Source organism: Lichenicola sp. GTC18331, assembly GCF_055386855.1.
Map to the genome: position 1 here is coordinate 703,273 of NZ_AP045015.1, position 12,646 is coordinate 715,918.

The window sequence follows — 12,646 nt, forward strand, 5'->3', positions numbered from 1 at the left end:
GCTTCCTCCGGCGACACGACCGGGGTGGCGTTTCACCCCGGCACCCGGATGGATCTAGCCGGAATAACGAGGATTTGGCATCGACAGGACTGCACGATCCTTATTCAGGAATGTTGGGAAGCCTGAGCGGTGGAGAACGCAGCGTCAGCCGGCGAGCCGTTCGATCACGAGGTCGATCAGCGCGCGCAGTCGCGCCGAATGCCGCAGATCACGGTGATAGCCAAGCCAGGCGTATCGCGGCGCCGGTTGCTTGCCGAGATCGATGCGCTCGAGGCCGTGAACCGCATCGCCGAGCGGACGGGGCAGCACGGCCACGCCCAGGCCCATGCGGCAGAGAGCGGCCTGCAACTCGCGATTGTTGGTGTGCGACACGACCCGGGCATTCGGCAGGAGGCATCTGATCCAGACCGCTTCCGGCCGGCTCGCGAACGCCGTTTCGTTGCCGATCAGGGCGAAGCCCTCGCCATCTCCGGCCACGGGATGGACGACGCCGGCGCGGATGAACGCCGCGTACTCGACTGGCGCCACCCGGCGGGAGATGATCTCGGGCTCGTCGAACGGCATGGTCCTGAACGCCAGATCGGCCTCGCGCCGGGAAAGGCTAAGGCGGCGCGCGCCGCTGAGCGTTTCGATCGTGACGCCGGGGTGTAGGCTGGCGAACTCCGCCAGCAACGGTCCAAGCACATGGACCGCAAACCAGTCCGACGCGGTGATCCGCAACGTGCCATCGAGCGCTCCGTCACGCCCTGCGAGCCGTCGGGCAAGCGCGAGCGCCTCGGCTTCCATCCGTTCCGCGTGCAGCAGCACGGCGGAACCCTCGTCGGTCAGAAGGAAGCCGCCGGCGGTGCGCTGGAACAGGGTCTGCCCGACATCCGCTTCGAGAGTGCGCAGCCGACGGCCCATGGTGGGCTGGCTTTGCCCGATCGCCCGGCCGGCTGCGGCGAGCGAACCGGTACGGGCGATGGCCAGAAAGACGCGCAGGTCGTCCCAGTCCATCCTGTATCCGCTCGGGCCGATGCGTTCCTGCGCTCAGCCGCCGCGCGTGCAGGCCTGTTTCACCGTGGTCGAGCGGTCGGTCAGGAACTCGGTGGTGTCGCTCAGTCCTGGGCGAAGCTGGTAGTCGGCGTTCTGCACCAGACGACCGCCCATCGGGTCCGGCACCGGCAGCAGCACCTGCGGCCTGTGGTTGCTGAGGAACAGTGACGTCGCCAGCGTGGCCGGATCGGTGCTGGTGGTGAAGCTGGTGCCGTCCGGACAGGTGTAGCGCGGCGCATTCGCAACCGGCGCCGGGCCATGGGGCGGTGCGTCCGCGCAGGCAGCGAGGCCGCATGACAGGAGCAGGACTGCGAAAACGGGGCGGATCGTTCGGGTCATGATCCGAACCGTGCCGCGCCGGGCGGAAACGCGCAATCGCCTTGCTTCCGCAGCGTCATCGTTGTAGGGGGACCCGCCAAAGGTCGGGAACCCGAGGCCGCGCCGGGCGCCCACGTACAGGAGCCCCGCGCCATGGACAGCAGCAGCCGCATTTCCGATCGCATCACCGAGGCGCTCGCCTTCGACGACGTTCTGGTCGTCCCGGCCTATTCACAGGTGCTGCCGAACGCCACCGAGACCCGCACCCGCCTCACCCGCACCATCGGCCTGAACATCCCGCTGGTTTCCGCGGCGATGGACACGGTGACCGAGGACCAGATGGCGATCGCCATGGCCCAGCAGGGCGGGCTCGGCATCATCCACAAGAACCTCACCATCGAGGAACAGGCCGAGCAGGTCCGCCGCGTGAAGCGGTTCGAAAGCGGCATGGTGGTGAACCCGGTCACCGTGTTTCCCGAGCAGACCCTCGCCGATGTGCGCGCGATTATGGCCCAGCACCGCATCAGCGGCCTGCCGGTGGTCGAGCCCGGCACCAACCGGCTGGTCGGCATCCTTACCAACCGCGACATGCGCTTCGCCACCGACCCCACCGTGCGGGTCGAGCAGCTGATGACGCGTGACAACCTCGTCACCGTGACGGATGGCGCCACCGCCGAGCAGGCCCGCGAGCTGCTGCACAGCCGCCGGATCGAGAAGCTGCTGGTGGTGGACGGCCAGGGCCGCTGCACCGGCATCATCACCGTCAAGGACATGGACAAGGCGGTCGCCTATCCGCTCGCCAACAAGGACGAGCTCGGCCGCCTGCGCTGCGGCGCCGCCACCGGCGTCGGCGAAGACGGCTTCATGCGCGGCCAGTCCTTGGTGCAGGCCGGGGTGGACGTTCTGGTGATCGACACCGCGCACGGCCATTCCTCCGGCGTAATGCGGGCGATCGAGCGCGTGAAGCGTTTGTCCAACACCGTTCAGGTGGTGGCCGGCAACGTCGCCACGCCGGAAGCCGCGATCGCGCTGATCGAGGCCGGTGCGGATGCGGTGAAGATCGGCATCGGGCCGGGCTCGATCTGCACCACCCGCGTGGTGGCCGGCGTCGGCGTGCCGCAATTCTCCGCCGTGATGGAAACCGCCGCCGCGTGCCACCAGCATGACGTGCCGGCCATCGCCGATGGCGGCATCCGCACCTCGGGCGATCTGGTGAAGGCGATCGGCGCCGGAGCCGACGTGGTGATGGTGGGCTCGCTGCTCGCCGGCACGGAGGAAGCGCCGGGCGAGACGTTCCTCTACCAGGGCCGCTCCTACAAATCCTATCGCGGCATGGGCTCGCTCGGCGCGATGGCGCGGGGCTCGGCGGACCGGTATTTCCAGCAGGAGATCAAGGACACGCTGAAGATGGTGCCGGAAGGCATCGAGGGGCGCGTGGCCTTCAAGGGCAACATGGCCGGCGTCGTGCATCAGCTCGTCGGCGGTCTGCGCGCCGGCATGGGCTATACCGGCAGCGCCACCATCGCCGATCTGCAGCAACGCACACGCTTCCGCCGCATCACCGGGGCGGGCCTGCGCGAAAGCCATGTGCATGACGTGGCGATCACGCGGGAAGCGCCGAACTACCGGCAGGACTGAGCAGGGCTCCGCCCTGCACCCGCCAGAGGGCGGTCGCCCTCTGGACACCCAGTAATCAACGATCGGGTTCCAAGGGCGCGCCCTTGGCGGGGTCCGGGGGCAGCGCCCTCGGCCTTGCACCGAACAAGGCAACCATGACCCCCACCGCCCGCCTCGCCGCCGCCATCGACCTTCTGTTCGAGATGGAAGCGGCCCCGCGCCGTCCCGCCGATGCAGTGGCCAACAGCTTCTTTCGCGAGCGCCGCTATATCGGCGGCGGCGATCGTCGTGCCGTGTCCGCCCAGGTCTGGTCGGTGCTGCGCGCCTGGCGCCGCCTCGGCTGGTGGCTCGCCCGTGCCGGCGGCGAGCCCCGGCCGCGCCTGCTGGTCGGCGCGCTCAGCGTGCTCGAAGGGCGGCCGGTGGAAAGCCTGCAGCGCGCCTTTTCCGGCGGACGCTATGCGCCCGACGTGCTGGAACCGGCGGAAACCCGTGTTCTGCGGGCGCTGGAAGGCCATACGCTCGATCATCCGGACATGCCGGAGGCGGTAGCGCTGGAAATCCCCGATTGGCTGCTTCCGACCCTTCGGGCGCAGTTCGGGGAGCGGACGGAAGCCGAGATCGAGGGTCTGGGGGCACCGGCCACGCTCGATCTGCGCGTGAACCTGCTGGCCGGAACCCGTGATCAGGCCCGTGAAGCCCTGGCAGCGGACGGATTCGCCTGCGAGCCGACGCCGCTCTCGCCCTGGGGGCTCAGGATTCCGTCGCGCGCGCCGGTCACCTCCTCCAAGCCGTTCCAGAGCGGGCTGGTGGAGATCCAGGACGAAGGTAGCCAGCTGGTGGTGCAGGCGGTGGGCGCACGTCCGGACATGCGCGTTTTGGACTACTGCGCGGGCGCCGGGGGCAAGACGCTCGGGCTCGCCATGTGCATGGAGAATCGCGGCCATATCGTCGCCTGCGACGTATCGGAGCCGCGCCTGGACGGCGCCGTGCGGCGTCTGCGACGCGCGGGCGTGCATAATGTCGAGCGGCATCTGCTGGTCAGCGGCGACAAATGGGCCAAGCGCCGCGCCGCCTCGTTTGATCGCGTTCTGGTGGATGCGCCCTGCACCGGCACCGGCACCTGGCGTCGCAATCCCGATGCGCGGCTGCGTTTGACCGAGGCCGATCTGGCCGAACTCACCGTCAAGCAGGGCGAGATCCTGGATCGCGCGGCGTCGCTGGTGCGTCCCGGCGGGCGTCTGGTCTACGCGACCTGCTCGATCCTGAATGCGGAGAATACCGACCGGATCGACGCGTTTCTCGCCACCCATCCCGGCTTCCACCTCGTCGATCTCCGCGACACGGACGGGGCCGGCGTTTCCATCGCGCCGCAGGCCTTGGGATCGGGGCCGTTCCTGCAATTGACGCCGCGCCAGCACGAGACGGACGGGTTCTTCTGCGCCGTTCTGGAGCGGTACGCGGCACAGGCCTGAGGCGCCGGTCCCGCCGGCAAGGTCGGCCCCCTCAGAAGCTGACCGTGCCGGTGAACCAGACGCTGCGGCCCGGCTGGGTGTACCAGAGCGGCGTTCCCGCCGCCGCCGTGTAGCCGGCGAGCGCGTCGATCTTGCGGCTGTCGGCGAGGTTCAGCGCCTGGAGCTGCAAGCGCAGATGCGTGCGGGTGCCGAGTGCGACCGTGCGGCCGAGCGTGGCGTCGAGCTGGTTGAACGGGTCGAGCCCGGCCTGCCGGTTCGTGTCGCCGAAGCGCGCGCCGACCCATTTGTCGAGCACGCTGCCGAACCAGGCGCCGTGCTGATACAGCAGCCCCCCGGCCAGGGTGGCGTCCGGCGCATTCGGCACCGGCGCGCCGCTCTCATGGTCGCGTGCCCGGTTCAGGCTGCCGTTCGCATACAGGCTGACGCCGCGCCCAAGCGCGATCGTCGCTTCGGCTTCCAGCCCGAGATAGGTGGCGCCGCCTTCGTTGAAGGCGACCGTGTCGTTACCGATCGTACGGGTGCCGGCCAGATTGTCGAACTGGATCACGTAGCCGTCGAGCGCCAGAAACAGCCCGGGACGGGTCAGGCTCCCGCCGGCCTGGATGTTCACCGTGCGCTCCGGCGAGACCGAGCTGGCCGGTGCCGTGGTATCCAGAAGCTGAAGCTGCGGCGCCAGCGCGCCCTCCGCGAGTTGCGCGTAGATGGCCCAGCCTTCCGGCAGACGCTGACGGAGGGCGATCGACGGCAGCAGCGTGTCGTACGACGCGGTCTCGTAGGTCGGCAGGCGCGTCCCCTCCATCACCGGCGCGGTGACGTCGCGTCTGGCATAGGTCCAGCGCAGGCCGGGCACGATCGAGAACCCGGACCAGGGGCGCCATTCGGCTTCCAGATAGGGCTGCACCGTATCGAGCGAATCTTTCTGCAGCCGGTCGAGCGTGTCGGAGTCCGGGACGCCGGGCACCGGATCGAGGATCGGGTTCGGCCTGCCGCCATCGGTGAAATCGACTTCCTGCTTGCCGCGGCTGTTGGCCTGATGCTCGCCCCAGACGCCGAGACGGAGCGACACCGCGTTCCAGTTCCGCTCCGCGCGCAGCACGTCGCCGAACGCGCGCAAACCGTTGCGGGCCACCTGGCCCGGCACGTCGTCCGCGCCGAACGGGGTGCCGTTCGGGGTTTCACCGTTGGGATCGGCGCCGTTGGAGAAATGGCGGTTCAAGCCGTAGGTGTAGGCGGTTTCCTCCACCGAGACCGCGTTCGACGGCGCCCAGCGCAGCCGTGCATAGCCGAAATCGGTGCGGACGGAATCGCCGTTGAAACCGGCGAAGGTTTGTTCCGACGGATCGGTGCCGAGCGACACGTCCGGTCCGAACGCGGCGATCTGCGCGCGCGTCGCGCCAGGCAGGATGGTCTGGCGCAGCCATGTGCCGTTGCCGACCACGGTCAGGGTGAGGTCATGCGCGAGCGGCTGATCGAAGCGGGCGAACAGGGCGCGACGCTCCACGCCGGCATTGTCCAGTGCGCCGTCGCTGTCCGACTGCTCGCCATCCACCACCAGGCGGCCGCCTTCGCCGAGATCGCCCGTGTCGAGCTTGAGGCCGGTGCGCTCAGTATCGAATGAACCAAGGCTGCCGGAGACGGCGAGGCCGGCTCTGTCGGACGGACGCACCGATTGCAGTGCGACGGTGCCGCCGAAGGTGGCGTTGCCGATGGTCGCACCCGTGCCGGGGCCGCGATCCACCGACACCGAACCGAGCGCCTGCTGCGCGAAATAGCTGTTGGTGTGATGGGTGAAATCGTCGGTGTCGGCGAACGGGATGCCGTCGAAGGTGACGTTGTACTGGCCATCGGAGAAGCCGCGTATGGTCAGCGCCGCCGCCTCGCCCAGACCAGGCCCGTTCGGCGACACCGACAGGACGGACGGCGCCAGGCGGGCGATCTCGTCATAGGAGGCGAGCGGGGTCTGGATCTCGCGCAGGAAGCTGGTGCCGAAGCGCGTTTCCGGCTCGAGCTGGTCCGGGACCGGTTCGGACACCGGCAGCGCGTTGGCGAGCACCCGCACCTGTTCGGCATTGCCATCCGCCCGAGCGGGACTGGTCGCGAGAAGCGCGGTCGCCAGCGCGGCGGCGCCCGTCGAAGAAAGGCGGAGACGATTCATGCCGGCGCTTTTCGTCGGACAGAACCAAGCTGTCGCGTGACGTTTTCAAGACGGAACGGAACCGGCGGCGGCGGGCAGCCCCTCCCGCCCGGTGTTCTCGTTCTGTATGCTCCGGCGCATGCGTTCGCGACCTGCCGAACCCGCGCCGCCATGCCGCTCGTGAGCGACCGCCGCATCCTGCATGTGGACATGGACGCGTTCTATGCGTCGGTGGAACAGCGGGACGACCCCACCCTGCGCGGCCGCCCCTTGGCGGTGGGCGGATCGCGCGAGCGCGGCGTGGTGGCGGCGGCGAGCTACGAGGCCAGGCGCTTCGGCGTGCGTTCGGCGATGCCGTCGGTGACGGCGCGGCGTTTATGTCCGGAGCTGCTGTTCGTGTCGCCGCGCTTCGATGTCTACAAGGCGGTGTCGCGCCAGATTAGGGCGATCTTCGAGGACTATACCGACCTGATCCAGCCGCTTTCGCTGGACGAGGCCTATCTGGACGTGACGCTGCCGAAGCGCGATCTCGGCTCCGCCACCGCGATCGCGCGCGAGATCAGGGCCCGCATCCGGGCCGAGACCGGTCTCACCGCGTCCGCCGGCGTGTCCTACAACAAGTTCCTGGCCAAGCTGGCCTCGGACCACTGGAAGCCGGACGGGCTGTTCGTGATCACCCCGTCGCAGGGACCCGGCTTCGTGGAGGCGTTGGCGGTGGACCGGTTCCACGGCGTCGGGCCGGTGACGGCGCGGAAGATGCGGGCGCTCGGGATCGAGACAGGCGCCGATCTGCGCGCGCAGGCCCTGCCGTTCCTGATCCGGCATTTCGGCAAGGCCGGACCGCATTACCACGCCATCGCCCGGGGCCTGGACGACCGGCCTGTGGTGACGGACCGGCCGCGCAAATCGCTCGGCGCGGAAAACACCTTCTCCCGCGACCTGACCGATCTTCCGGAAGCGCTGTCGGTGCTGGAACCGATCGTGGACAAGGTCTGGGCGGGGATCGAACGCGGCGGCCGGTTCGGGCGCACGGTGACGCTCAAGGTGAAATTCTCCGACTTCACCATCATCACCCGCGCCGCCTCGTCGGAGCGCGGCTTCGTCAGCCGCGAGGCCGTATCCGGCGCCGCCTGCACGCTTCTGCGCGGCGTTCACCCGTTCCGGTTGAGCGTGCGCCTGCTCGGCGTGAGCGTGTCGCGCTTCCCGGATGGGCCGGCCGAGACCGTGCGCCACGGGGACCTGTTCGGGCCGCCCGGCTGACAGGGTTCCGCCAGAATGGTTTTTGTGCTAGGTCCACGTCTCAATCAAGACCCACCTCGCCGCTCGGCGCGGTCCTTGCAGGACCGTTCCGTGACCGCGCAGCGTCCGTGCATCATCCGCGCGAGCGACCTGAAGGCAAGGGCCGGAACAGGAGACAGCAAGCACGTGCTGAGCAAGACGCCGACCCCATCGCACAGCGACACCCCGGCTCCCGGCGACGAGCACGAGGCCGCCCCTGCCGCCGCCCAGCCTGCCTCCGACGCGGCCGACGATGCTGGCGACAGCAAACCCCGACCCGCTCCCGTGCGCAAGCCCAAGGATGACGAGCCGTTCGCCGAGGGCGATCACGTGGTCTACCCGACCCATGGCGTCGGCAAGGTCGAGCGCATCGCGATGGAGGAGATCGCCGGGCACAAGCTCGAGCTGATCCACATCACCTTCGAAGAGAACCGCATGACCCTGCGCGTTCCGGTGGCGAAGGCGAAGAGCGCCGGTCTGCGGAAGCTGGCGACGCGCAAGCTGTTCGACGAGGCGCTGGCGATCCTGAAGGGTCGCGCGCGCATCAAGCGCACCATGTGGTCGCGCCGGGCGCAGGAATACGAGGCCAAGATCAATTCCGGCGACCCGCTGGCGATCGCCGAAGTGGTGCGCGACCTGCACCGCAATGCCGGCCAGCCGGACCAGTCCTTTTCCGAGCGGCAGATCTACGAAGCGGCGATGGACCGCCTCGCCGCCGAACTCGGCGCGCTGGAGCGCATCGACAAGAACGCCGCCGCGGTGAAGCTGGCGGATTACCTCAAGACCATCACCTGAGAACGAGACACGGCCGCCCGGCGACGGGCGGCCGTTCCGTGTTCCTATTTCGCGAAGGCGTGCAGCTTGCTGTAGCCGGCGAACCCGCCCAGCGCGCCCAGGATGTCGCAGGCGCTGTTGAAATTCTGCCCCGTCAGGACGCTGTTCGCGCTGGTCTCGTAGCGCGCGACGCAACCATCCCTGGTATCGCCGAACAGATAGGACGCCGTGCCGCCGCCGGTGTGGCCGGTCACGGCGCCGCTGGCATCGAACGCGAGCGTGTCGTTGGGCGCTACCGTTTCCACCACTGCCGTGCCGCGCACGGGCAGACCGTTGGACAGTAGCAGCGTTCCCGTCTTCAGCGTTTGCACGACACCCGTCGTCTGGCTGGCCGTTCCGTCGCTGGCGGTGACGTTTCCGTAGCGCAGCGTCAGCGGATAGGAGCGTGCCGTGGCGACCGTCCTGGCGCCGCCGGCGCCGATGGTGGTGACGCTGGTGAGCGTGTCCGTGTTCTGGACGATGTTCTGGTCGTAGACCGTGTTCGAGACGGTGAAGCTCTGCTTGTTCGAGAACGTGCCGTGCTGGGCAACGGTCGTGATCACCGGACCGTGCGAGGTCCGCAGGATGCCCGAGATCAGATAGTCGTGGGTGACGCCGGTATCGACATCGCCGCTCGTCGTGCCGTTGGTCGTGGCGATGGTGTTGCTGACGGACGGCGTCGCCTCGCCGAGCGTGTCGCGGAGCAGCGATCCACGGAGCGCCTGGGCGCCATGATCGAGCCAGAGATACAGCGCGCCCGTGACGGAGAAGCCGGAACTGGCGCCACGCACGGCCACCGCAATCGTGTGCGGCTTGCCGTCGTCGATCACACCCGCGAACGGGGTCAGCTCGACATGCGTCGGCTCGAACTTCACCGTCTGCACGCCCGGGATCGGCTCCCAGAGATAGGGGTCGATGCCGCCGGTATAGATCCAGGGAAAGACCGGTGCGACGCCGGCCCGCATGCCGTCCACGGTGATCATGCCCTCGCGGAATGCGCCGCCGCCGCAGGTCTGCAGGGTGTTCGAGAGCGCATCGGGCACGCAGGTGTACCAGAACTCGTCCTGGCTCTGGCTCTGAAGGTAGACGTCGAGCCTGCCCTTCTCGATGTTCCGGGGCAGTGAACCGGTGCGGGACAGCGTCGCGGTGCCGGTGTTGAGCATGGTCGGACCGGCGGTGACGTCCGGGTTCAGCGGCACGACCAGATCCGGCGTGGCCGGCACGGGGAAGCGCGCGGTGGCCGGATAGAACAGCAGCTTGGCGCTGGCCGTCAGCACGCCGGTATAGGTGCTGGTGACGTAGTTCTGGATCAGCGCGCTACCCGTCTGGGCATTCTTGAACAGGGCGGTATCGTCGGTCACGTCGCGTTCGACATGCCAGCTGGGCGAGAGCTTGGCGCGCGGTTCGGCGGTGGTGCCGAAGAACAGCGGCACGCCACCCAGCATGATGGAGCCGGTGCGATCGAACTGTCGCCCGGCCGTGACCGACATGTCGGCCTGCAGCACGATCTTGGCCCAGGGCCCGGGGCAGGAAGCGGGCGGCTTGAAGGAGAAGGGAACCGCGTCACCGCCGAAGGTGGTGGTGCCGAACAGATCGACCACGCAGGGGGTGCTGTCCGGGACCGAAACCGTCGTCGGCTCGATCGGGGCGACGTTGCTGGTGCCGACGGCGCCATCGGCGAAAGCGGCCAGGGGCAGAAGCGAAACACCGGCGGCCAGGGCCGCCGCTAGTCCAAGACGCATGAGACACTCCCGGTCATCGAAACCGGGAGTGTCGTTTCATGTCTGAAACTTCGCAACGATTCCTTGACGGATCGTATACGGATCAGTTGTTGCTGGAGCGCGTGCCGGTGAGCTGCAGCAGGAAGGTGAAGGCGTTGATGAAGTTCAGGTAGAGCGAGAGCGCGTCATACACGCTGCGCTTGGCCGCCCCTTCGGCGCCCTCGTAATAGGCCACCTGGTTGTAGGTGAACTTGATGCGCTGAGTGTCGTAGGCGGTCAGGCCGGTGAAGACGACCACGCCGATGATCGACGCCGCCAGCTGCAGCATGGCGCTGTGCATGAAGATGTTCACCACCATCGCGATCAGGATGCCGAACACGCCCATCATCAGGAACGAGCCGAACCGGGTCAGGTCGCGGTTGGTGGTGTAGCCCCACGCGCTCATCGCGGCGAAGGTCGCGGCGGTGATGAAGAACACCCGGACGATCGACTGGTCAGTGTAGATGAAGAAGATGTTGGTGAGGCTGATGCCCATCGCCGCGCAGAAAGCCCAGAACAGCGCCTGCGCCGCCTGACGCGACAACCGGTTCACGCCGAAGCTGAGCACCATCACGAACGCCAGCGGCAGGAACATGGAGATCATGCCCAGCCCGGTCGGGCGTACGGCGGTGAAGCCGGAGGACGTCATCACCGTGTGCTGGAACAGGTTCGCCAGGCTGGTATGGGCAACTCCGTAGGCGACCAGACCGGTCAGCACGAGGCCGGAAGCCATCCAGTTGAACACGCGAAGCATGTAGGCGCGCAGACCGAGATCCACGGTCCCGGCCTGGGCGCCGACGCCGGGGGCGCGCATGCTGGTACGAGAGTCGGGAACGAAGGCCATGCTTGTCTTCCTGTCGGGCGGGGTGAAAAGCTGCCCGTGGCCGGTATGTTGGAGGTTCCATCCAGCAGGTCAAGCGCGCGGCCCCGCCCTGCAAAGCACTGACACGAAACGCCGGGTGAATTCGCGGCCATGTTCCGTTCCCGTGCCGATCCGGCGGGTGGATTGACCGCGACCGCAGGACCGCTCCACCTTCTTGCTCAAGGTCTTCAGAACCCAGCGTCCGGAGCGCCCGCCCCATGTTCCGCTCCCGCTTCCCGTCCTGCGCGGCGGGATCGTTCAACTCCCCTCCTTCGCCGGGCCCGACCGGCTTTCGTTCATGATCCGCCTCTTTGTCGCGATCGATCTGCCCTGGACCGTTCGTGAAACGCTCACCGGGCTGTGCGGCGGTCTGACCGGCGTGCGCTGGACCGCACCGGAGAACCTGCATCTGACCCTGCGATTCGTGGGCGAGGTGCGCGGCGACGTCGCCGACGAGGTGGATTGCGCCCTGCAAGCCCTGCGCGGCCGCCGCTTCCAGCTCGCCTTGAGCGGCACCGGCGTGTTCGAGCGCGGCGGCCATCGCGGCACGCCACGCTCGGCCAATCTCTGGGCCGGCATCGCCCGCGACGAACGGCTGGAGCATCTGCAGAGCAAGATCGAGACGGCGTTGCAGCGCACCGGCCTTCCCGCGGAACGGCGACGCTTCCAGCCCCATGTCACCCTGGCGCGCGTCGACGCCGTTCCGCCGGACACGCTGGCGGGCTGGCTGCAGGCGCATAATTTGCTGCGGACCGAACCGGTGGAGATCGACAGCTTTACCTTGTTCAGCTCGCAGCATGGGCCGGATCAGCCGGTCTACACTCCGGAGGTCACCTATGAGCTTTCCTGAACGATCGCGAATCCTATCCTTTCTTCTGGCAGGCGGCGCGCTCAGCCTCTTCTCCGGCACGGCTCTGGCCTCCGGCGAGGTTGCGGGACCGATCGAGATCGGACCGTCCTGGGCCACGGCCGATGCCGGTCATTCGACCGCCACCCTGTTCACCATGCTCCAGAACCAGGGCGATCTGCCGGACCGGCTGATCCGGGCCGAATGCCCGGCATCCGGCCATGTCGCGCTGCTGAACGGCACGGTGCGTTCCAACGTGATGGCGCCGAACCCGTCGCAGGCGCAGCAGGGCGCGCAGGAGCATGACGGCCAGAACGGGCTCGATCTGCCGGCGCTCGGCGCGTCCGGGCCGGTCGCGCCGATCAAGGCCAGCTTCTCGCTTACGGATGCCAGGCAACCGCTGACCCCGGGCAGCCACCTGCCCTGCGCGCTGTGGTTCGCGCATGGCGGCGAGCGCGTGGTGGTGTTCACCGTGGGTGCGGAACCGCAGGCCGCCCAAGAGCCCTGACC

The 12,646-nt window shown here is 68.4% G+C and carries 11 protein-coding genes; 6 read left to right on the plus strand and 5 right to left on the minus strand.

Annotation, left to right across the window (positions count from 1 at the left end; translation table 11 throughout):
- Positions 1-144: 144 nt before the first annotated feature.
- Together ACZ5BM_RS03295 and ACZ5BM_RS03300 are read right to left on the minus strand one after the other, a co-directional pair.
- Positions 145-996, minus strand: coding sequence for a LysR family transcriptional regulator (locus ACZ5BM_RS03295; protein WP_498909930.1), 852 nt, complete (start codon positions 994-996; stop codon positions 145-147).
- Positions 997-1,029: 33 nt separating this feature from the next.
- Positions 1,030-1,374, minus strand: a complete 345-nt coding sequence (locus ACZ5BM_RS03300) for a hypothetical protein (protein ID WP_498909931.1) — start codon at positions 1,372-1,374, stop codon at positions 1,030-1,032.
- A 132-nt stretch (positions 1,375-1,506) separates the two neighbouring features.
- On the opposite strand from ACZ5BM_RS03300, the gene guaB reads away from it, so the two are divergent.
- The gene (gene guaB, locus ACZ5BM_RS03305) at positions 1,507-2,991 is read left to right on the plus strand and encodes an IMP dehydrogenase (protein ID WP_498909932.1); all 1,485 of its coding nucleotides are present in this window, start codon (positions 1,507-1,509) and stop codon (positions 2,989-2,991) included.
- Between the two features lie 134 nt (positions 2,992-3,125).
- A complete protein-coding gene (locus ACZ5BM_RS03310) occupies positions 3,126-4,442 on the plus strand; it encodes an RsmB/NOP family class I SAM-dependent RNA methyltransferase (protein ID WP_498909934.1) in 1,317 nt (438 codons plus the stop codon).
- Between the two features lie 31 nt (positions 4,443-4,473).
- Here the strand turns inward: ACZ5BM_RS03310 and ACZ5BM_RS03315 are convergent, their stop codons facing one another.
- Complete coding sequence (locus ACZ5BM_RS03315) at positions 4,474-6,597, minus strand: TonB-dependent receptor (protein ID WP_498909935.1); 2,124 nt, start codon at positions 6,595-6,597, stop codon at positions 4,474-4,476.
- 150 nt (positions 6,598-6,747) lie between these two features.
- On the opposite strand from ACZ5BM_RS03315, the gene dinB reads away from it, so the two are divergent.
- Both dinB and ACZ5BM_RS03325 read left to right on the plus strand, forming a co-directional pair.
- Positions 6,748-7,836 (plus strand): DNA polymerase IV, encoded by a 1,089-nt coding sequence (dinB, locus tag ACZ5BM_RS03320; RefSeq protein WP_498909936.1) that lies wholly within the window; start codon positions 6,748-6,750, stop codon positions 7,834-7,836.
- A 90-nt stretch (positions 7,837-7,926) separates the two neighbouring features.
- Complete coding sequence (locus tag ACZ5BM_RS03325) at positions 7,927-8,649, plus strand: CarD family transcriptional regulator (protein WP_498909937.1); 723 nt, start codon at positions 7,927-7,929, stop codon at positions 8,647-8,649.
- A 44-nt stretch (positions 8,650-8,693) separates the two neighbouring features.
- Here ACZ5BM_RS03325 and ACZ5BM_RS03330 read toward each other — a convergent pair whose 3' ends face one another.
- Both ACZ5BM_RS03330 and ACZ5BM_RS03335 read right to left on the minus strand, forming a co-directional pair.
- On the minus strand, positions 8,694-10,409 hold the full coding sequence (locus tag ACZ5BM_RS03330; protein WP_498909938.1) for a peptide-N4-asparagine amidase: 1,716 nt from the start codon (positions 10,407-10,409) through the stop codon (positions 8,694-8,696).
- Positions 10,410-10,491: 82 nt separating this feature from the next.
- On the minus strand, positions 10,492-11,271 hold the full coding sequence (locus ACZ5BM_RS03335; protein ID WP_498909939.1) for a Bax inhibitor-1/YccA family protein: 780 nt from the start codon (positions 11,269-11,271) through the stop codon (positions 10,492-10,494).
- A 316-nt stretch (positions 11,272-11,587) separates the two neighbouring features.
- On the opposite strand from ACZ5BM_RS03335, the gene thpR reads away from it, so the two are divergent.
- Positions 11,588-12,139, plus strand: coding sequence for an RNA 2',3'-cyclic phosphodiesterase (gene thpR / locus ACZ5BM_RS03340; RefSeq protein ID WP_498909941.1), 552 nt, complete (start codon positions 11,588-11,590; stop codon positions 12,137-12,139).
- Entirely contained in the window at positions 12,126-12,644 is a 519-nt protein-coding gene (locus tag ACZ5BM_RS03345; RefSeq protein WP_498909943.1) for a copper chaperone PCu(A)C, read from the plus strand. The genes thpR and ACZ5BM_RS03345 overlap by 14 nt, the downstream gene beginning before the upstream one ends.
- The last annotated feature ends 2 nt before the right edge of the window (positions 12,645-12,646 follow it).

Coding starts and splice junctions, on each gene's coding strand:
- ACZ5BM_RS03295 (WP_498909930.1), bottom strand. CDS start 996: ATGGACTGGGACGACCTGCGCGTCTTTCTGGCCATCGCCCGTACCGGT.
- ACZ5BM_RS03300 (WP_498909931.1), bottom strand. CDS start 1,374: ATGACCCGAACGATCCGCCCCGTTTTCGCAGTCCTGCTCCTGTCATGC.
- guaB (WP_498909932.1), top strand. CDS start 1,507: ATGGACAGCAGCAGCCGCATTTCCGATCGCATCACCGAGGCGCTCGCC.
- ACZ5BM_RS03310 (WP_498909934.1), top strand. CDS start 3,126: ATGACCCCCACCGCCCGCCTCGCCGCCGCCATCGACCTTCTGTTCGAG.
- ACZ5BM_RS03315 (WP_498909935.1), bottom strand. CDS start 6,597: ATGAATCGTCTCCGCCTTTCTTCGACGGGCGCCGCCGCGCTGGCGACC.
- dinB (WP_498909936.1), top strand. CDS start 6,748: ATGCCGCTCGTGAGCGACCGCCGCATCCTGCATGTGGACATGGACGCG.
- ACZ5BM_RS03330 (WP_498909938.1), bottom strand. CDS start 10,409: ATGCGTCTTGGACTAGCGGCGGCCCTGGCCGCCGGTGTTTCGCTTCTG.
- ACZ5BM_RS03335 (WP_498909939.1), bottom strand. CDS start 11,271: ATGGCCTTCGTTCCCGACTCTCGTACCAGCATGCGCGCCCCCGGCGTC.
- thpR (WP_498909941.1), top strand. CDS start 11,588: ATGATCCGCCTCTTTGTCGCGATCGATCTGCCCTGGACCGTTCGTGAA.
- ACZ5BM_RS03345 (WP_498909943.1), top strand. CDS start 12,126: ATGAGCTTTCCTGAACGATCGCGAATCCTATCCTTTCTTCTGGCAGGC.